The following is a 20,299-nucleotide window of genomic DNA, read 5'->3' on the forward strand; positions in this document are numbered from 1 at the left end:
GCGCAGGGCGCGCGCGGGGCCGCAGGAGCAATGACGCGATGACGACGGACTGGAACCTGACGACGCTGTTGGCCGCGCTGGGCGGCGTGGTGCTGGTGGGCCTGCTGGCGCAGGGCTGGTGGAGCGCGCGCAAGGCGGGCCCGCGGCGCGCCGAGCCGCTGGCGCCGGCCGGCGACCGCCAGGAGCCCAGCCTGGGCGCCAACGGCGCGGCCGCGGGCGAACCGGCGATGACGCTGGACGGCAGTGCCGGCGGCGAGCTGCCGGACCTGCGCACGCTGGACGAGACCGTGCCGGCGGTGGCGCGCGCCCGCAAGGCCTCGACCCGCATCGACGCGCTGATCGACGCGATCGCGACGCTGACGCCGGAATCGCCGGTCAGCGGCGAGATGGCGCTGTCGCACCTGCCGGGCAGCCGGCGCGCGGGCACCAAGCCGTTCCAGGTCGAAGGCCTGAACGCCGACAGCGGCGACTGGGAACTGCCGCATCCGGGCCAGCGCTACAGCGAGTTCCAGGCCGGGCTGCAGATGGCCAACCGCAGCGGCGCGCTCAACGAGATCGAGTACTCCGAGTTCGTGCAGAAGATCCAGGGCTTCGCCGACGGCATCGGCGCGATGCCCGAGTTCCCCGACATGCTGGACGTCGTGGCCCGGGCCCGCGAGCTGGACCAGTTCGCCGCCAGCCACGACGCGCAGCTCGCCATCGTGCTGCGGGCGCGCGGCGCCGCGTGGACGCTGGGCTTCGTCCAGCAGGGCGCGCTGCGCCAGGGCTTCGTGCCCGGCGCGATCCCGGGCCGGCTGGTGATGCCGGCGGCCGAGGAGGGCGCGCCGCCGCTGCTGGCGCTGCACTTCGACGCGCAGGCGGCGCTGGCGGACGATCCGCAGGCCTCGTCGCTGCGCGAGCTGACGCTGGCGCTGGACGTGTTGCAGACGCCGGAGGCGCTGGAGCCCTTCGCGACCTGGCAGGAATCGGCCCGCGCGCTGGCCCGCGACTTCGAGGCCGATGTCTGCGACGACCGCGGCCAGGTGCTCAACCTGCACGCCTTCCAGTCCATCGGGCAGGAACTGGCCGAGCTGTACAAGTCGCTCGCGGCGCGCGACCTCGCCGCCGGCAGCGCGGTGGCGCGGCGACTGTTCAGCTGACCCGCATCCTCAAGATTGCGGATGCCCGCCCCGGCCGCGTCGGACGGTGGCGGTCGACGGGTGCTACCGTCCGCCGGCCTGTGGCCCGCCCGATCGCGCGACGGGACGGCCGCCGCGACACGGAGGAACCCCGATGGCCCGACGACTCTCCCCCTCGCCCGGCGGCCTCGTGCCGGCCACCCGGCGGCCGCTGAAGATCTTCGCCGCCGACCCGATGCTGGGGAAGACCTTCGGCAACCGGGCCCGCATCGACGTCATCAACGAGGCGCTGCAGGCCGGCCCGGTCGGCGCGCGGCTGGCCGTCGTCGACTACGACGGCGCGCAGCGCACCTACTACAAGGCGGTCGACCTGGACGATCCGGTCGTGCTGCTGCAGGGCGGGCTGGAGCCCTCCGAGGCCGATCCCCGCTTCCACCAGCAGATGGTCTACGCGGTGGCCTCGCGCACGCTGGAGAACTTCGACCGCGCGCTCGGCCGCACGCTGCGCTTGAGCGCCCGGGCCGGCCGCGGGCGCGAGGGGCAGCCCCGGCTGCGGCTGCTGCCGCATGCGTTCTACGGCGCCAACGCCTTCTACACGCCCGAGCTCAACGCGATCCTGTTCGGCTACTTCAAGGCCGAGGCGGAGGATGTCGGCCAGAACCTGCCGGGCCAGATCGTCTTCACCTGCCTGTCGCACGACGTCATCGCCCATGAGATGACCCATGCGATCGTCGACCGGTTGCGGCCGCTGTTCCTGGAACCGAGCAACCTGGACGTGCTGGCCTTCCACGAGGGCTTCGCCGACATCGTCGCGCTGTTGCAGCACTTCTCCTTCCCCGACATCCTGCGCGAGCAGATCCAGCGCCAGGGCGTGGAGATCCGCAAGCCCTCGTCGCTGGTGCAGCTGGCGCAGCAGTTCGGCTACGCCACCGGGGCCGGCGCGGCGCTGCGCTCGGCGCTGGACAAGCCGGGCAACCGGCTCAGCGACGCGATCGACGAGCCGCACGAGCGCGGCTCCATCCTGGTGGCCGCGGTGTTCGACGGCTTCTTCAAGACCTACCAGCGCCGCATCGCCGACCTGGTGCGCATCGCCACCGGCGGCACCGGCAACCTGCCCACCGGCGAGCTGCATCCGGACCTGGCCAACCGCATCGCCGCCGAGGCGACCAAGACCGCGCAGCGCGTGCTGGACATGTGCATCCGCGCCTTCGACTACCTGCCGCCGGTGGACGTCACCTTCGGCGACTTCCTGCGCGCGATGATCACCGCCGACTTCGAGCTGGTGCCGCAGGACGAGTTCGACTGCCGCGGCGCCATGATCGAGGCCTTCCGGATGCGGGCGATCTATCCGGACGGCGTCGCCTCGCTGGCCGAGGAGTCGCTGCTCTGGGAGAACGTCGAGAGCCGGCTGCCGATGCTGGGCGCGGAGCTCCAGGGGCTGATCGGCCAGGCCTTCGTCCAGACGGTGCGTGCGATCGACGCGCCGCTGGGAGCCACGTCGCCCGACGACGCACCGGATGCGCACACCGAGTTCAGCCAGGAAGACGCGGGCGAGGCCTTCGACATCGACGTCAGCAAGGAGCTGGCGGTCGCGCTGCACCGCTACGCGACTGCCAACGCGACGATGCTGGGCCTGTCGCTGGACCCGGACTACAAGATCCAGGTGCGCGGCTTCCATCCGGTGTTCCGCGTCGCGCCCAACGGCCGGCTGCTGGTCGAGCTGGTGGCGCAGTTCGCGCAGGTCGACCGCCGGCTGGGCGAGGAACTCGGCGGCGTGCCGTTCCGCGGCGGCTGCACGCTGATCGCGTCGTCCGACGGGCGGTGTCGCTACCTGGTCAAGAAGCCGATGCTCAAGTCGGGCGGCAAGGACGAGCTCGCGGCGCTCGCGCGGCTGACCCGGCAGCGGCATTTCGTCGAGCGCTGCGACATGCGCAACGCGATGACGCCGTACTACACGAAGACGGAATCGGCGCGGCGCATCGCCGCGATGGCCAACTTCGCCAACCTGCACGGAGGCTGACATGGCAACCGTCAAGACGTCCGCGAAGCCGCCGGCCGCGAAGAAGCGCGCTCCCGCCGCGAAGGGCGCGGCGCCGGCGAAGAAGACCGCGCCCGCGAAGAAGGCGGTCCCGGCCAAGAAGGCCGCACCGGCCAAGAAGGCCGCACCGGCCAAAAAGGCTGCGCCGGCCAAAAAGGCTGCGCCGGCCAAGAAGACCGCACCGGCGAAGAAGCGCGCGCCCGCGAGGAAGCGTGCGCCGGCCGGGGCGCGCGAGATCCGCGTGCGCATGTACAACGTCGGCTTCGGCGATGCCTTCCTGGTGCTGATCCCCGGCGAGGACCGCGACCTTCGCATCCTGGTGGACTGCGGCTCCGTCGCCGCGCCGCCGGCGCCGGGGCCGAAGATGGCCGACGTCGTCCGCGCCATCGTGGCCGACGTGGGCGGCCCGGGCGACGCGCGCATCGACCTGGTGATCGGCACGCACCGCCACAAGGACCACGTCTCCGGCTTCTCCGACCCCGCCTGGCGCGAGGTCAGCGTCGGCGAGGTCTGGCTGCCGTGGACCGAGAACCCCAAGGACCCGGCGGCGCGCCGCATCCGCGACCTGCAGTCCAACCTGGCGATGGCGCTGGACAAGTCGGTGGCGAAGGCGAGGGCCTCCGGCGCGGCCCTCGCGCCGGCGATGAGCCAGCAGGCGCAACTGGTCGAGAACGCGCTGATGCTCAGCAACGAGTCGGCGATGAAGACGCTGCACGACGGCTTCAAGGGCCGTCCGCTGCGCCGCTTCCTGCCGGAGGCCGATCCAAAGCGGGCGCGGCTGGCCGAGACCGACGCGGTCCCGGGCGTGAAGTTCCACATCCTGGGCCCGTCGCGGGACCCCGAGGTCATCCGCGACATGGAGCCGCCCAAGGGCGCGAGCTACCTGCGCCTGCATGCGGCGCGAGGCGCGACGAACCTCCCCGCGGCGGCGGCTTCAGCGGCTTCGACGGCATCGGCCGCATCCACCGCATCCCGCCCATCGGGCGCCGCGGCCCGGCGGGCCGCCCCCGAGCCGGCCGAACCGGCGCTGCCCGCGCCGTTCGCCGCCGAGTTCGCGGCCGCAGGCACCCCGCCAGGCCTGTGGCTGTCGGACGCCGACCGGCGCCAGATCGAGAGCGCCGGCGCGCTGTCCGAGCTGGCCGTCGCGGTCGCGCTGGACAAGGCGGTCAACGGCACCAGCCTGATGATCGTCATCGAGGTCGACGGCACGCTGCTGCTGTTCCCCGGCGACGCGCAGTGGGGCACCTGGATGGCGGTGCTGGCGGACGAGGAGTGGCAGGCGATGCTGCGCCGCCTGAGCTTCTACAAGATCGGCCACCACGCCAGCCACAACGCGACGCCGCCGGACTTCGTGAAGCGCTACCTGCCGCGCGGCTGCTGCGCGATGGCCTCGACGCTGACGCGCAGCATCTGGCCGGACATTCCGCGGCTGCCGCTGCTCCAGGACCTCGCGGCCAAGGGCGTGGACGTCGCCCGCAGCGACCAGGCGCCGACCGCGCAGGTGTTCACCGTCGCCAACGGCGTCGTGGAGGCACGCATCCCGTTCTGAGCGTCGCCATGCGCGTCCCTTGCGCCGGCTCGCCGCGCGCGGCGAGTGCCTGACGCGATGGGCGGGGCATGACGCCGCCGCCGGCCGGCGCCTCGGCGCTCACTCGCGGCCGGCGGTGGCGAGCTCGCCCGAGGCGGCCAGCAGGCGCCGCACCTCGTCGTCGGTGGTCTGGTCAAAGGTCTCGTACCACTGGCCGACCGAGCGGAAGCGCTCCGGCGTGTGGCCGCAGACGACCTCGTCGGCGTCCTGCGCGAGCAGGTGGCAGGTCTGCGCCGCCGACACCGGCACCGCCACGACGATGCGTGCCGGGTGCAGGTCGCGCAGCGCATGGACGCCGGCGCGCATCGACGCGCCGGTCGCCATGCCGTCGTCCACCAGGATGATCTGGCGCCCGGCGATCGGCGGCATCGGCCGGTCGCCGCGATAGAGCTTCTCGCGCCGGTGCAGCTCGCGCAGCTCCGCGCGGGTCACGATGTCGATCGCCGGGAAGCTGATCGCCAGCTGCTGGATCACCTGCGTGTTGAGCACCCGCACGTCACCCGAGGCGATCGCGCCCATCGCGTATTCGGGCTGGCCGGGCAGGCCCAGCTTGCGCACCACCAGGACATCCAGCGGCGCGCCCAGCGCGCGGGCGATCTCCGCCGCCACGGGCACCCCGCCGCGCGGCAGCGCCAGCACCGTCACGTCGTCGCGGTGCGCGTAGGCGCCCAGTTGCCCGGCCAACTGCCGGCCCGCGTCCCGCCGGTCGGCGAAGCGATGCCCCAGCGCGGGCATCGCCTGCGGACGCGCCGGCGTTTCCGGCAGGTCGAGAGGGGTCAGCACAGGCAGCATGGCGGGGTTCTCCGGGGTCATGATGGGCTCGCAGCGGCGGTGTCGCCATCCCCAGTTCAGAGCAAGCCGGATGCCTGCACCACCCCCTCGATCGCGGGCGCGTGATTTGCCGCACGGCGGTTCCTCCTGACCGTCCCCGCCGAGGTCCCGCATGCCCAGCCGCACCGCCGCCACGTCCAGCGCCAAGTCCTCCGCCAGCAAGGCCTCCGCGGCCCGCGGCGCCCGCAAGCCGGCGGCACGCGCCCGGGCATCCAACGCCGACCGCGCCTCGCACGGCGCCCGCGCGAAGTCCCGTGACAGCGGCGCCTCCGCGCGCGGCGACAGCGACGAGGCGCCGGCCGCGCGCCGCGCGATCTGGAAGGGCGCGATCAGCTTCGGGCTGCTGCACGTGCCGGTGGCGCTGTACCCGGCCTCGCGCGACCAGCGCGTGGACTTCGACTGGCTGGACAAGCGCTCGATGGACCCGGTCGGCTACAAGCGCATCAACAAGCGCACCGGCAAGGACATCGACAAGACGCAGGTCGTCAAGGGCGTGAAGCAGGACAACGGCGACTACGTGCTGGTCTCCGACGACGAGATCCGCAAGGCCTATCCCACCACCACGCAGACGATCGAGATCGAGACCTTCGTCCCCGCGACGCAGGTCTCCTTCGTCTACCTCGAGAAGCCGTACTACCTGGAGCCGATCGGCAAGTCCGGCAAGGTCTACGCGCTGCTGCGCGAGGCGATGTCCGACGCCGGCCTGATCGCCGTGGCGCGCCTGGTGATCCACAGCAAGGAGCACCTGGCCGCGCTGCTGCCGGCCGGGCCTGCGCTGATGGTGGGCATGCTGCGCTGGGCCAACGAGATCCGTCCCTGCGACGACCTGAACCTGCCCGCCGAGGGCAAGTCCGCCCACGGCTTCAAGCCCAGCGAGCTGCAGATGGCGCGCCAGCTGATCGACGAGATGAGCAGCGACTGGCACCCCGAGGACTACCACGACGAGTTCACCGCCGCGATCCGTGACCTGATCGCGCGCAAGGTCGAGGCCGGCGAGACCGAGACGGTCACGCCGCTGGAGGCCGTCCCGGAAGCGGCCGGCGAGGGCGGCAACGTGGTCGACCTCACCGAGCTGCTCAAGCGCAGCCTCGGCGGCAAGGCGAAGAAGAAGAGCGCCTGAGTTCACCAAGGCCGCCGTCACCGCCAACGCCGCCGCCTTTGCCGTTGCCGCCATCGCCCCACGCGACAGGAGACCCGCCCGATGCCGACCGCCCCGCGCCACGATCCGCTGTCCCGCTACCGCCAGAAGCGGGACTTCCGCGTCACGCCGGAGCCAGACGACGAGCGTCCGGCGCGCGGCAGGCCCGCCGCGAAGTCCGCCGACAAGGCCGCCGCCAAGGCCGCCGCCAAGGGCGCCAAGCGAGCCGCGCCGCGCCGAGCCGCGAAGCCGCAGGCGCTGTCCTTCGTCATCCAGAAGCACTGGGCCAGCCACCTGCATTACGACTTCCGGCTGGAGCTCGGCGGCGTGCTGCTCAGTTGGGCGGTGCCCAAGGGCCCGTCCTACGACACGAAGGAGCGCCGCATGGCGATCCACGTCGAGGACCATCCGCTGTCCTACGGCGGCTTCGAGGGCACGATCCCGCCCAGGCAGTACGGCGCCGGCGAGGTCATCGTCTGGGACAACGGCACCTGGGAGCCGGAGGGCGATCCGGAACAGGGCTTGCGCGACGGCAAGCTGGTGTTCCGGCTGCACGGGCAGAAGCTGGCGGGGCTGTGGCAGCTGATCCGCACCTCGCGCGACGCGTCCAAGCGCGAGCAGTGGCTGCTGATCAAGAAACACGACGGGCTCGAGCGCCCGCACTCGGACTACGACGTCACCGTCGCGCTGCCCGACAGCGTCCTCCAGCAGCCGCTGGGGCTGGCCGAGGAGCGTGCCGCCGGCGGCAACGGCCATGCGGCGCCGGCCGCCAAGGGGGCGTCGAAGAAGGCGGCCACCGCGCGAGCGAAGGCGGCGGCCTCCGCGGTCGACAAGGACGACGCGGCCGCCCCCGGCGATGACGCCGCTTCGCCGGACCTGAGCCGCGCGAAGAAGGCGAAGCTGCCGGCCGAGCTCTCACCGCAGCTCGCGACGCTGGTCAGCGCGACGCCCCCCGGCGACTGGATCGCCGAGGCCAAGTTCGACGGCTACCGGCTGATGGCCCGCGTCGACAAGGGCCGGGTCCGCCTGATCACGCGTGGCGGCAACGACTGGACCGAGCGGCTGCCGTCGCTGGCCGAGTCGCTCCAGGCGCTCGGCCTGGACAACGGCTGGCTCGACGGCGAGATCGTCGTGCTGCGCGACGACGGCGCGCCCGACTTCAACCTGCTGCAGAACGCGATCGGGCATCCGAAGCGGACGCGGCACGAGGACATCGTCTATTTCCTGTTCGACGTGCCGTTCCTGAACGGGCACGACCTGCGCGAGGTGCCGCTGCGCGAGCGACGCGCGGTGCTGCGCGCGCTGATGGACGGCCAGGAGGACGAGCGCCTGCGCTTCAGCGAGGACTTCGCGGTGCCGCCCGAGGAGATGCTGGCCGCGGCCTGCCAGATGCGGCTCGAGGGCCTGATCCTGAAGCGGCCCGACAGCGCCTATGTCTCCACCCGCAGCGACGCCTGGATCAAGCTCAAGTGCCAGTTGCGCCAGGAGTTCGTCGTCGTCGGCTTCACCGACCGCTCCGACGGCGCGAAGGCGCTGGGCAGCCTGCTGCTGGGCTATTACGAGGACGGGGAGTTGCGCTACGCCGGCCGCGTCGGCACCGGCTGGTCGCATGCGCTGGCGGGCGAACTGCACAAGCGGCTGTCGGCCCTCGAGGTCAAGACGCCGCACTTCGACGAGGCCACGATCGCGCGCAGCCACTGGGCGCGGATCACCGGCCGCTCAGGCGGCGCGGCGCGGTGGGTCAAGCCCAGGACCGTCGTCGAGGTCGCCTTCGCCGAATGGACGCCGGACGGCCACATCCGCCATGCGTCGTTCCAGGGCGAGCGCGAGGACAAGGCGCCCAAGGACGTCGGGCGCGAGTCGGCCAAGCCGGCGGACGAGGTGAAGGCGCCGAAGGCCGCTGCCGCCGAAAAGCCCAAGCCGCCGATCAAGCAGCGGGCGGCGTCCCGGGCTGCTTCGAAGGCGGTGTCGACGGCAGCGTCGAAGGGCGCCTCCGCGGCCGCCGAGAAGGCGTCGACGAAGTCATCGGCGAAGGCGTCGACGAAGGGATCAGCGAAGACGTCGACGAAGGCATCGACCGCGTCGACCTCCGCGGCGTCGGGGCAACTGCGCATCACGCACCCGGACCGCGTGATCGACCCCTCCACCGGCCACACGAAGATCGAACTGGTCCGCTACTACGAGAGCGTCCTCGACTGGATGCTGCCGCACCTGGGCCGCCGCCCTGTGGCGATCGTGCGCGCGCCCGACGGCATCGAGGGCGAGCTGTTCTTCCAGAAGCACGTCGACGGCGACGCGCTGATCGTCGTGCCGGACCCGGCGACGCTGATGCACCTGACGCAGATGAACGCCCTCGAGTTCCACACCTGGAACGCGCAGGACGACCGGCTCGACCGCGCGGACCGGATCATCTTCGACCTGGACCCGGGCGAGGGCGTGAGCTTCGGCGCCGTCGCGGAGGCGGCGCGGATCACGCGCGCGCTGCTCAAGGAGCTCGGCCTGCAAGCCTGGCTCAAGACCAGCGGCGGCAAGGGGCTGCACGTGGTGGTGCCGCTCGAGCGCCGGCACGACCACGCGACCGCGAAGGCCTTCAGCCAGGCGGTGGTGCAGCACCTGGCCGCGACCTTCCCGAAGAAGTTCTCGGCCAAGAGCGGCCCGCGCAACCGCGTCGGGAAGATCTTCCCGGACTACCTGCGCAACGGGGAAGGGCAGACCACCGCCGCCGCGTTCTCGGCCCGCGCGCGGCCCGGGCTCGGCGTGTCGATGCCGATCGACTGGGACGAGCTGTCCGAGGTCAAGCGCGCCGACCAGTGGACCATCGCCAACGCGCGCGACCGGCTCAGCTTCCAGAAGGAAGACCCGTGGAAGGGCGCCGGCGGGGTCAAGCAGACCTTGACGGCGGGGATGAAGCTGCTGGGTCTGAAGTAGTCGCCGCCATCGCGGCGCCCGAGCGGCCCGCATCGGCAGCATCAGCCGCATCGGCCGTGTCGGCCGTGTCGGCCGTGTCGGCCGTGTCGGCCGCATCGGCCTGGGAGGTCGTGGCGGCCGTCGCGCCGGCATCGCCGGCGTCGATCAACGGCAGCCGCAGTTCGAATCGCGCGCCTCGCGCCGGGCCCTCGCTGTGCGCCGCGACGCTGCCGCCGTGCATGCCGATCAGTTGCCGGACCAGCGACAGCCCGATGCCCAGCCCGCCCTGCGAGCGGTCGAGCGTCCGGTCGCCCTGCACGAACAGGTCGAACATCGTCGCCTGCAAGCCCGGCGGGATGCCGATGCCGTTGTCGCTGATCGCGATCACCGCCAGGCCCGGGCCGCCGTCCGGACCCGGCTCCTCGCTCATCGCCAGCGTGATGCGGCCCTCGGGATCGGTGTACTTGGCCGCGTTGGTCAGGATGTTGGCCACGCACTGCACCAGCCGCGCCAGGTCGCCGCGCACCCGCAGCGCGCGGCCGGGCATCGTCACCGAGACCTGGTGGCGCCGCTCGCGCATCAGCGGCTCCACCGTCTCGACCGCCTGCGAGATCACGTCCGGCAGCGCCACCGGCGCGAGCTGCAGCTCCACGCGCCCCTGCGTGATCCGGGACACGTCCAGCAGGTCGTCGACCAGCCGCGTCAGCGTCTCGACCTGGCGCCGGATGATGGCCACCATCTGGCGCGCGCGGTCGTCCGGCAGCGCCAGCCGCGACAGCACGTCCCCGGCGCTGCGGATCGGCGCGATCGGGTTGCGCAGCTCATGCGCGAGCATCGCCAGGAACTGGTCCTTCTGCCGGTCCGCCGCCTCCAGCCGCCAGCGCGCCTTCAGGTGGGCGGAGATCTCGCGGTAGTAGCACACGACGCCCGGCGCGCCGTCCGCCAGCGGGATGCGGCTGATCTGCCATTCGTAGGCCTCGGTCACGCCCAGGTCGCTGCGCTCCTGGATGAACTCGGGCGTCTGGTACGGCTCGCCGGTCTCCAGCGTGCGCTGGAACAGCGCCACGATCTGGTCCGACAGCGGATGGCCCCATTGCCGCTCGACCAGCGCGTCGAAGCGGGCGCCGATCAGGTCGGGCGGATCGCCGAAGGTGACCCGCGCGGTCGGATTCGCCTCGCGCAGGCGCAGCGCGGTGCCGTCGTGCTCGACCAGGAACACGCCCATCGGCGCCGCGTTGAGCAGCGTCTCGAACTGCTCGGTGCGCAGCCGGAAGGCCGCCTCGGCCGCCTGCCGCATCCGCCGCAGCTCCAGCAGCGCCCCCAGCCGCGCCAGCAGTTCGCGGGCCGAGAACGGCTTGATCATGTAGTCGTCCGCGCCGGCGTCCAGGCCCTCGATGCGGGCCTCCTCGCCGGCCCGGGCCGACAGCAGCACCACCGGCACGCTGCCCAGCCGCGCGTCGCCGCGGATCGCCGCCAGCAGCGACAGCCCGTCGAGCCGGGGCATCATGACGTCGCTCAGCACCAGGTCCGGCGGTTCCCGCCGGGCCGCCTCCAGCGCCTTCAGCCCGTCCGCCACCAGCTCCAGCGCGTAGTACGGCGACAGCAGGTCGCGCAGGTAGGCCCGCATGTCGGCGTTGTCGTCGGCGACCAGCAGCCGCGCGCCGAAGGTCGTCGCGAACGGCGGGTCCCCGCCCGGCCAGGCGCCGCCGTCGATGCGCGCGGGCTCGCCGTCGCGCAGCGGCTCCGGCGCCGGCAGCCAGCGCAGCGCCTCCTCGACGAAGGCGCGCGCGCCGGTCGTGCTCGCCGCCGGCTCCGGCGACGCGGACGCCGCCCGGACGTGCTCGCGCGGCAGGTGCGCGTGCCCCAGCGGCAGCCGGACGCGGAACAACGAACCCTGGCCATGCACGCTGGCGACCTCGAGGCGCCCGCCGTGCAGCTTCACCAGCTCCTGCACCATCGCCAGGCCGATGCCGGAGCCCTCGTGCGTGCGCCCCTCGGCGCCGGCGACGCGATGGAAGCGCTCGAACAGGCGCGGCAGCTCGTCGGCCGGGATGCCGGTGCCGGTGTCGGCGACCTCGAGCACCGCCTGCGGCGACTCGCCGCGGTCCTCGCGCAGCCGCACCGTCACCTGGCCGCGCAGCGTGAACTTGAAGGCGTTGGACAGCAGGTTCAGGACGATCTTTTCCCACATCTCCCGGTCGACGTGGGCCGGCTGGGCCAGCGGCGGGCAGTCGACCTCGAAGGCCAGGCCCGCGCGCTCCATCGCCGAGCGGAAGGTGCTCGCCAGGTCGCGGGTCAGCGACGCGAGGTCGGTGAGCTCGTAGCGCGCCTGCGCGCGCCCGGCCTCGATCCGGGAGAAGTCCAGCAGCGTGTTCACCAGCCGCTGCAGCCGCGCGGCGTTGCGCAGCACCAGGGCCAGGCGGTCGCGCTGCGCGCCGTCCAGGCCCGGCGAGGTCACCAGGTCCTCCAGCGGTCCCAGCATCAGCGTCAGCGGCGTGCGGAACTCATGGCTGATGTTGGAGAAGAAGGTCGTCTTGGCGCGGTCCAGCGCCATCAGCGCCTCGGCGCGGCGGCGTTCGGCCTCGTAGGCCGACGCGTCGGCCAGCGCCGCGGTCACCTGGCCGGCGACCAGGTTGAGGAAGCCGCGGTAGGCCTCGTCCAGCGGCCGCCGCGGACTGACGCCGGCGACCAGGAAACCGGCCGGCGCCTGGCCCGCGCTGCGCAGCGGCAGCGCGATCGCGCGATCGATCGGCTCCGTCCAGGGCGACGGGATCGGCGCCAGGTCGAGGGCCGCCAGCGACGGCAGGTCCTGCGGCCCGCCGTCCGCCAGCGCGCGCAGCGGCCAGCCATGGGGCGGCTCCGCGAGGGAAAGCCGCTCGGGGATGCGCGCGGCCGGGCCGTCCGGGCCGTCCGGACCGAGCGCCTCGCCGGTGCAGCCGGCCAGGCGCGCCGAGGCGCCGTCGGCGTCCGCCAGGTACAGCGCCGCGAATGGCAGGTCCAGCGGGAATTCGTCCAGCACCTGGCAGGCGCGCCGGACGCAGTCCTCGGGCCGCTCGGCGCCGACGGTGCGCGCGGCCAGCTCGCGCAGCACCTGCAGCCGGCGCTCGCCGATCACGCGGTCGGTGACCTCGGTGACCACGCACAGCATGCCGTTCACGCTCAGCGCGTCGTCGTAGACCGGGCTGTAGGAGAAGGTGTGGTACGTCTCCTCGGCGAAGCCGCTGCGCTCCAGGAACAGCAGCAGGCCCTCGTCCCAGGTCGCCTCGCCGGTGGTCTGCACATGCCGGATGCGGCTGTAGGCGGCATCCCAGACCTCGGCCCAGACCCGCGCCGAGCGGGCCCCGAGCGCCCAGTCCCGCTTCAGGCCCAGCGTCGGCAGGTAGGCGTCGTTGCAGAAGAAGGTCATCTCCGGACCCCACGCCATCCACATCGCGTAGCGGGAGTCCAACATCATCCGCACCACCGTCTTCAGCGACTGCGGCCAGGCGTCGGGCGGGCCCAGCGGCGTCGACGTCCAGTCCAGCGCGCGCATCCGCTCGCCCATCTCGCCGCCGCCGTCCAGGAAGTGGCGACGCCGGGGCGGGGCGGGCGCCACCGGGCGCGTCGCGTCGGCGAGCGGTCCGGAAGAGGCGGTGGGAGGGCGCGCCGCGGTCGAGGGCGCGGCGGAGGCGGGCGCGGGGGAGGACGGGGAGGAGGACGGGGATGGGCCGTCGGGGAGGGCGTGCATCGGCAGGAATTTCCTTGTCCGGGCCAGGGAGGTCGAATCCAGGAGCGCGAAGCAAGCGGCGCACCCGGGTCGCCCGGGCGCCGGACGCCCGCTCCCGGGACGACGCCGCGGCGTGCCGGGAACCGCGCTTGCCGCCGAAGGGCGCGGAGACCGCCGCCGTCATTCCCTCTTTTGCCGCAGGAGCCGCCCCGACGATGACCGATTCGATGGACCTGATCCTGTGGCGTCATGCCGAAGCGGCCGACGCCGCGCCCGGCATGGACGACCTGTCGCGCGTGCTCACCGGCCGCGGCGAGCGCCAGGCGCGCGAGATGGCGCACTGGCTGGACAAGCACCTGCCCGCGTCGACCCGGGTGCTGTCGAGCCCGGCCGTGCGGACGCGGCAGACGGCGCAGGACCTGCGGCGCAAGGTCGAGCTCAGCGACGCGCTCGCGCCGAAGCAGGGCGTGGCGGCGCTGCTCGGCGCCGTCGGCTGGGCGACCGCGTCGACGCCGGTGATGGTCGTCGGCCACCAGCCCACGCTGGGCCTGGCCTTGGCCCACCTGGTCGGCGGCGTGCCGCTGGCGCAGCTCGACCGGACCACGCCGTGGCGGCTGCGCAAGGGCGCCTTCTGGTGGCTGCGCTGCGAACGCGACACGCAGGACCGGCCGGGCGTGATCGTGCTGACGGTGCGATCCCCCGATTCGCCGTGAGCATCCCTCCGATGGGCTGGCCGCCAGGGGCGCGCCGGCCTCGATGCGGGACCGCGTGCGCCATGGGGTGCCCGCTACACTGGTGGCTTCCGCATTCCGAAAGCCGCCTTGAGTTCCAGCCTGCTCCTGATCTTCCTGCTGATTTCGGCCAGCGCGTTCTTCTCGATGGCGGAGTTGTCGCTGGCCGCGTCGCGGCGGCTGAAGCTGCGCCAGCTGGCCGACGAGGGCGACCTGCGGGCCGCGCAGGTACTGAAGGTCCAGGAGCAGCCCGGCTACTACTTCACCGTCGTGCAGATCGGCGTCAACACGCTGGCGATCCTGGCCGGCGTGGTCGGCGAGGGCGCGCTGACGCCGCATTTCGAGACGCTGCTGCGCCCGCTGATCGACGTGGACACCGCGCAGCGCGTGGCCTTCGCGCTGTCCTTCACCTGCGTCACGACGCTGTTCGTCGTGCTGGCGGACCTGCTGCCCAAGCGGCTGTCGATGAACGAGCCCGAACGCGTCGCGATGGCGCTGATCCGGCCGATGCTGTTCCTGACGCTGGTGCTGCGCCCGGTGGCCTGGGCGCTGAACCTGGTGTCCGAGGGCCTGCTGCGCTTGCTGGGCCGGCCGGTGACGCCCGACAACACGATCACCCATGACGACATTCTCGCCCTGGCCGCGGCCGGCCAGCAGGCCGGCGTCGTCGCGGCGGCCGAGCAGCAGGTGATCGAGAACGTGTTCGAACTCGAGTTCCGCACCGTCGAGTCGTCGATGACCTCGCGCGAGCGCGTCGTCTACTTCTCGCTGGACGACGACGAGGCGCTGGTGCGCACGCGCATCGCCGACTCGCCGCACTCGACCTACCTGGTCTGCGACGGCGAGATCGACCAGGTCGTCGGCTACGTCGACGCCACCGACCTGTTCCAGCGCGTGCTGCGCGGCGAGGTGATCTCGCTGCGCGCCGAGCCCGGGCTGATCAAGAAGGTCCTGATCGTGCCCGACCGGCTGACGCTGGCCGAGGTGCTGACCCAGTTCCGCCAGGCGCATGAGGACTTCGCGGTGATCGTCAACGAGTACTCGCTGGTCGTGGGCGTCATCACGCTCAACGACGTGATGAGCACGGTGATGGGCTCGATGGTCTCCACCGACGAGGAGGAGCAGCAGATCATCCGGCGCGACGACGGCAGCTTCCTGGCCGACGGCATCACGCCGATCCCCGACGTGCAGCGGGCGCTGGGCGTCGACGACTTCCCCCACCCCGGCCAGTACGACACGCTGGCCGGTTTCCTGATGGTGATGCTGCGCCGCATCCCCAAGCGCACCGACGTCGTCGAATGGCACGGCTGGCGCTTCGAGGTGGTGGACGTGGACAGCCACCGCGTCGACCAGGTCATGATCGCGCGGGCCGGCACGGCGGCGCCGGCCGCGGAGCTCAGCGGACCGGCGGACTGAGCGCGTCGCGCAGCGCGGCGTAGTGCCGCAGCACCTGCCGGGCATAGGCCTGGCGCTTGGCCGGATCGCGCGCGTTGTACGCGCCCAGCGCCTGGACGGTGGGCCCCATCGTCCGGAAGTTGCTGCCCAGGATCCAGGCCCCCACGAGGATGTTGGCGCACGGGTCCTGCAGGTCGCTCTCGCGCACGCCATGGCGCGCCAGCGTCGGCAGCCAGGCGCTGTTGATCTGCATCAGGCCGGTGTCGGTGGAACCGTCGGCGTTGCGGTGACGCGCCGCCGGGTCCAGGCCGGACTCCTGCCGCGCGATCGCCTTGAGCAGCAGCGGCGACACGCCGTAGCGCTGGCCGGCGGCCAGGAAGCAGCGGTCGAAACGCGCGGGCGCGGGCGCCGACAGGGGCGCCCGGGTCCGGGCCGGCGAGCGCCCGGGCGACGCGTGTCCGACCAGCGGCGCCAGCGACAGCACCAGCAGCAGCAGCGGGCGCCTCATGAGGCCCCCACCTCGGACTGCAGGCTGCCCTGCACCTCCATCACGGTGCTCAGGAAACCGCCGAGGAGAAACAGCATCAGCGCCGCCGCGACGACCATCAGCACGCCGTTCAGGCGCGCGGCGGAGTCCGCGATGCCGAGCTGCAACCGGTCGATCGAGCCGATGCCGATGCGCACGAAGGCGGCGACCGGGTCGCGGCGCTCGGCGGCGTCCTGCACGCGTTCCTCCATCGCCGGCGACAGCACGCCGGTGGCGAAGGCGCGGCCGAACTGCGCCGCCTCGGCGCCCGAGAGCCGCCGCAGGATCTGGCGCAGGTGCCAGCGCATCCAGGGCGCGCTGAAGCGGCTGGCGCGTTCCAGCGACGAGCGCAGCGACACGCCGGCGCGCATCAGCGAGGACAGCGAGATCACCAGCATCGCCCCGGAGAAGTCCCGGTACAGGCTGAACGGCGGATGCCGGTCCAGCCAGCGGCGCGCGCGGCCCTGCCAGCGCGGCAGCGACCAGGTGAACAGCCCGCCGGCGAACGCGAGCGCCGCGCCCAGCGCCACGCCGTGGTCGTGGATCGTCGAGGCCACCGCGTGCAGCGCCCGGCCCAGCGGCGGCCAGCGCGCCGGGTCGATCAGCTCGGCCAGCACCGGCACCGCGTGCAGCGAGAACGCCACCAGGACCGCCGTCATCGCGCCCAGCAGCAGCAGCGGATAGGCCACCGCCTTGCGCACCGCGCGGAACATGCCGTCGACCTTCTCGACGGTGGTGGACAGGAAGTGCAGGCCCTGGGACAGGCGCTCGTCGCCGCCGCCCTGCAGCGCGTCGATCATGAGCACCTCGGTCGGCGGCACGAGGCCGTGCAGCGCCCGCGCCAGCGAGCCGCCCATCGCCGCCTGCAGCATGCGCCGGTACAGCAGCAGGTCGCCGCGCGAGCGGCGCCGGGCGCGGGCCTCGAGCTTGCGCAGCACGGTGAACAGCGGCACGCGGTCCTCCAGCGCCGAGGCCAGGTCGAAGTAGAAGTCGCCGCGCCGGCGTCTCAGTCGACGCGCGGCGGCGCGCAGCAGCAACCAGTCGAGCGGATGCATCGGTCAGTCCTCGTCGTCGGCGAGCGTCTTGGCCAGCAGCGCCGCGCTGCCGAAGGCCCGCTCGAAATGGAAGGGATCGACGCGCCCGCGGGCGACGTCGTGCAGCACGTGGCCCCAGGCGTCCTTGCCGTCCATGTCCGGATCGCTGAACGCCGTGGCGCGGCGGCGGCGCCAGTGGCGCCGGGCCTCGGCGTCGCGGCCCTGGCGCAGCAGGTCCAGCAGCCGCAGGTCCGGCACGATCACCTCGGCGCCGACCTTGACGCCGGCGGTGCCGTTGCGGGCCTCGTCGCCGTCGTCGGCGTCGCCGTAGTCGATGCCGGGCCGGCGGCAGTGCGGGCAACCGCGCGCGCTGGCGCAGTGAATGGTCAAGGGATCGAGCCCGAACCCGGTCTCGTACACCGCCAGCGCCCGCGCGCTCATGACCTGGACGGCAGGGCGCTTGCACTGCTCGCAGTTCAGCGGCATCAGCACCTGGTAGACCAGCGCGGAGAGGAACTCGGGGTCGCACAGGTCCGCGCGGTCCAGCCCGAGCAGCCGCGACGACAGCCGCCCGACGATGCCCAGCGCCGAGGTCGCGTGCACCGTCGACAGGATCTTGTGGCCCGTCTGGATCGCGGCCTGCGCCATCGAGGCCGACAGCGCGTCGCGGATCTCGCCGAACAGCCCGACGTCCGGATCCATCCGCAGGAAGGCCAGCATCGCGGCGTGGAACGGGTCGGCGCCGCCGGACGCGCCGCGCTGGATCGACAGGTGGCTGACGCCGGGGGTCTCGTACTCGACCGGGTCCTCGATGGTGAAGAGCTTGCGCGAGCCCTCGGCCGCCAGCATCCCCATCATGGTGTTCAGCGTCGTCGTCTTGCCCGAGCCGGTGACGCCGGCGACGAACACGCCGCCCCAGGCCGAGGCCAGCGCCTCGCCCAGCCGGCTGGCCTGCCAGGGCGTGAAGCCCAGCGAGGCCAGCGTGCGGCGCGGATCCCGGGCCTGCGCGCCGGTGGCCGGCGCGGCCGCGCGCAGCAGCCGGATCACCACGTCCATGCCGCCGACGGCCGGATGGCTCTGGTAACGCAGCGTCAGGCGCTGGCCCGGCAGGTCCAGCGGGATCATCGCGGCCTGCGGCACGCCGCCGTTGAAGGCGACCTCGGTCCGGGAGCGCTCCTCGGCCAGCATGGTGTACGCGGCGGACACGCCGTTCATCGCATGGCGCGCGGGATAGCGGCCCAGCACCCGCATGCGGCCGTCCAGGCGCACGCGCGCGAGCGCCACCGGGCCGCGCAGCTCGAGGTGCAGGTCGCTCGCGCCAGCGTGCAGGCAGCGCGACACGATGCCGCGGAACCACTCCAGGGGGGAGGAGTCCGCGACCATCGCCTCGATGTCGCGGGCGGCCTCCTCGGCGCGGCGTTCGTCGGCGGTCGGCTCGGCCGGCGCCGCGGCGACACCGGCGCGCAGCGAGGCGAGGACCCCGGCGTCGGCCGTCCAATGGCCGGCGAAGACCAGGCCGCGCGCCTTGCCAGCCTGCACCAGGCGATACCAGTCGGGGCGGTGGACCTCGTCGACGGTCGACACCACGGCGAAGCGCCCGCCGGGCAGCGCCAGCGCCGCCAGGCAGTCCTGCTTGTGGGCGGCCACCGGCAGCAAGCCGGAGGAGGGATCGGCGGGACGCGCGTCGGCGACGCCGGACAGCACCCGCTCGAACGGCGGCAGCCGGGCGGGGTCGTCGATGTGGCGGCTCAAGGCGCGGAAGCGGGGGGCGCCGGCGGCGACGCGGCCGACGGCGCCGGGTCCGAGGACCCGGCCGGCAGGGGCAGCGCGGCCGCGCGGCGCCAGGCCTCGAGCTCGGGTGAGAGTGAGGGCGAGGGCGAGGGCGCCGCCGCCAGGGGCGCGGCGGGCATCGCCACGCGGTCGACGGGGAAAGCCGCGGCCACGCTGCCGCGACCCGGCGGTGCCAGCAGCAGGTGGCGAGGCGCCCGCGCGACCGGCCTTGTCCGCTCCAGCAGCAGGCCGCCGGCGGTCAGGGCGATCGCGCGCCAGGGCCCGGCCCGGCGTGACGAGTCACCCGCGGCGTCACCCGAAGCCCCACTCGAGACCCCACTCGAGACCCCACCCGAGGCCCCGCTCGAGGTTCCACCCGGGGCCCCGCTCGAGGTTCCACCCGAGGTTCCATCCGACGCCTCACCCGACGCCGCACCTGCGGCCTCACCTGCGGCATCACCTGCGGCCCCACATGCGGCCCCACCCGAAGCCTCACTCGCGGCGGCGCCCGTAGCGGCGCCCGACGCGTCGAGCCGATGCACCCGTCCGCCGACGACGATCTCCGCCTGCCAGCGTCCTCGGACCATCTGCAGCGACCACAGGCGAGGCGGCTCGTCGCTTGCGGCTCCGGCAGCGCCGCCGATGTCCGGCGACAGCGTCGCGACGCGCTGGCCGTTGCCGATGGCTGCGCCGATTCCGGCGGGGATGCCGGCGTTGTTGCCGTTGCCGTTGCCGTTCCCGGCCCCGACGCCGGCCGCCAGCCGGGCCGCGGCCGACGCCAGTTCGGCGGCCTTCTGCCGGCTCGCGGCATCGACCAGCTGGCGCAGCGTCACGGCGGCGTCGCCCTCGCCGGTGGCGCCAGACGGTGTCGATCCGCCGGTGCCGGGAAGGGCGGCCAGCCCGGCGGCCGCCAGGACGAGGTGTCGGCGCAGGCGGCCGGTACGGGGCGAGGGTCGTTGCGCGCCGTCATGGCGACGGACCCAGCGCGAACAGGGAGCCGGAGAGTTCATAGGTGATGTGCGTGGCCCCCAGGGTCACGACGAGGGAGTCCGCGACGACGTAGGGCGGCAGTTGGAGGAAGGGCAGCGACCACAGGCCGTCCCGCAGCCGCCAGCCGAGCCGCAGCACGTCCGGGGCCACGGCGGCGGGGTGGCCGCTGCCGGGGGGCTCGAGCGCCGTGCCCGTGTCCAGCGTCGCCTGTCCGCCGCCGACGAGCATCAGGTCCTGCAGCCGGCTGCCCCAGTCGACGACGGCGTCGCGCAACGGTGGCAGGGCGCCGGCGCGCAGCGCGGGCGCCGGGGCATCGCCCGGCGCGCGGACGGCCAGCGCCTCGCGCATCGGCATCGCGAGCCGGTCCGCGCCCGGTTCGCGATCGATGACGAGCGCGGTCGTCGCTGCCGCGTCCAGCTGCGCCAGCGTGCCGTGGTGCCGCGCCCAGGTGGCGACGCAGCCCGCGCCGCCGCGGCAGGCGATCCGCTGCAGGGTCCAGCCCGCGCGGCTCAGTGGCAAGGCCGCGA

At 73.5% G+C, this 20,299-nt stretch carries 14 protein-coding genes; 7 read left to right on the forward strand and 7 right to left on the reverse strand.

What is annotated here, in order from left to right; genetic code table 11:
• The first annotated feature begins 38 nt into the window (after positions 1-38).
• The 3 genes from N5D62_RS22355 to N5D62_RS22365 all read left to right on the forward strand — a co-directional run bounded on the left by N5D62_RS22355 (position 39) and on the right by N5D62_RS22365 (position 4,705).
• The gene (locus N5D62_RS22355) at positions 39-1,139 is read left to right on the forward strand and encodes a cell division protein FtsZ (protein WP_279760095.1); all 1,101 of its coding nucleotides are present in this window, start codon (positions 39-41) and stop codon (positions 1,137-1,139) included.
• 133 nt (positions 1,140-1,272) lie between these two features.
• The gene (locus tag N5D62_RS22360; RefSeq protein WP_279760096.1) at positions 1,273-3,138 is read left to right on the forward strand and encodes a hypothetical protein; all 1,866 of its coding nucleotides are present in this window, start codon (positions 1,273-1,275) and stop codon (positions 3,136-3,138) included.
• A 1-nt stretch (position 3,139) separates the two neighbouring features.
• Entirely contained in the window at positions 3,140-4,705 is a 1,566-nt protein-coding gene (locus N5D62_RS22365) for a hypothetical protein (RefSeq protein ID WP_279760097.1), read from the forward strand.
• Between the two features lie 99 nt (positions 4,706-4,804).
• On the opposite strand, the gene N5D62_RS22370 is transcribed toward N5D62_RS22365, so the two are convergent.
• The gene (locus N5D62_RS22370) at positions 4,805-5,536 is read right to left on the reverse strand and encodes a phosphoribosyltransferase (protein WP_347881830.1); all 732 of its coding nucleotides are present in this window, start codon (positions 5,534-5,536) and stop codon (positions 4,805-4,807) included.
• 151 nt (positions 5,537-5,687) lie between these two features.
• Between N5D62_RS22370 and N5D62_RS22375 the strand changes: the two genes are divergently transcribed.
• Together N5D62_RS22375 and ligD are read left to right on the forward strand one after the other, a co-directional pair.
• On the forward strand, positions 5,688-6,695 hold the full coding sequence (locus N5D62_RS22375) for a Ku protein (protein WP_279760098.1): 1,008 nt from the start codon (positions 5,688-5,690) through the stop codon (positions 6,693-6,695).
• Positions 6,696-6,776: 81 nt separating this feature from the next.
• Positions 6,777-9,641: a DNA ligase D gene (gene ligD / locus N5D62_RS22380; protein WP_279760099.1), complete on the forward strand. Its 2,865-nt coding sequence runs from the start codon at positions 6,777-6,779 to the stop codon at positions 9,639-9,641.
• Here the strand turns inward: ligD and N5D62_RS22385 are convergent.
• On the reverse strand, positions 9,595-13,347 hold the full coding sequence (locus N5D62_RS22385) for an ATP-binding protein (RefSeq protein ID WP_279760100.1): 3,753 nt from the start codon (positions 13,345-13,347) through the stop codon (positions 9,595-9,597). The two genes, ligD and N5D62_RS22385, sit on opposite strands and share 47 nt — an antisense overlap.
• A gap of 194 nt (positions 13,348-13,541) precedes the next feature.
• On the opposite strand from N5D62_RS22385, the gene N5D62_RS22390 reads away from it, so the two are divergent.
• Positions 13,542-14,039: a histidine phosphatase family protein gene (locus N5D62_RS22390; protein WP_279760101.1), complete on the forward strand. Its 498-nt coding sequence runs from the start codon at positions 13,542-13,544 to the stop codon at positions 14,037-14,039.
• Between the two features lie 108 nt (positions 14,040-14,147).
• Positions 14,148-15,473 (forward strand): hemolysin family protein, encoded by a 1,326-nt coding sequence (locus tag N5D62_RS22395; RefSeq protein WP_279760102.1) that lies wholly within the window; start codon positions 14,148-14,150, stop codon positions 15,471-15,473.
• On the opposite strand, the gene N5D62_RS22400 is transcribed toward N5D62_RS22395, so the two are convergent.
• From N5D62_RS22400 to N5D62_RS22420, 5 genes are all read right to left on the reverse strand, one after another.
• Positions 15,454-15,960, reverse strand: a complete 507-nt coding sequence (locus N5D62_RS22400) for a lytic transglycosylase domain-containing protein (RefSeq protein WP_279760103.1) — start codon at positions 15,958-15,960, stop codon at positions 15,454-15,456. The two genes, N5D62_RS22395 and N5D62_RS22400, sit on opposite strands and share 20 nt — an antisense overlap.
• Positions 15,957-17,033: a hypothetical protein gene (locus N5D62_RS22405; RefSeq protein ID WP_279760104.1), complete on the reverse strand. Its 1,077-nt coding sequence runs from the start codon at positions 17,031-17,033 to the stop codon at positions 15,957-15,959. Before N5D62_RS22405 ends, N5D62_RS22400 begins: the two co-directional genes overlap by 4 nt.
• 3 nt (positions 17,034-17,036) lie before the next feature.
• Positions 17,037-18,764 carry an ATPase, T2SS/T4P/T4SS family gene (locus tag N5D62_RS22410; protein ID WP_279760105.1) on the reverse strand — a complete coding sequence of 576 codons (1,728 nt, stop codon included), beginning with the start codon at positions 18,762-18,764 and terminating at the stop codon, positions 17,037-17,039.
• Positions 18,761-19,615, reverse strand: coding sequence for a hypothetical protein (locus N5D62_RS22415; protein WP_279760106.1), 855 nt, complete (start codon positions 19,613-19,615; stop codon positions 18,761-18,763). The genes N5D62_RS22410 and N5D62_RS22415 overlap by 4 nt, the downstream gene beginning before the upstream one ends.
• Before the next feature lie 133 nt (positions 19,616-19,748).
• Positions 19,749-20,299: hypothetical protein (locus tag N5D62_RS22420; protein WP_279760107.1), on the reverse strand; the 551-nt coding region annotated here is incomplete at its 5' end.

It is taken from the genome of Mitsuaria sp. GD03876 (assembly GCF_029840635.1).
Lineage (GTDB): Bacteria > Pseudomonadota > Gammaproteobacteria > Burkholderiales > Burkholderiaceae_C > Roseateles.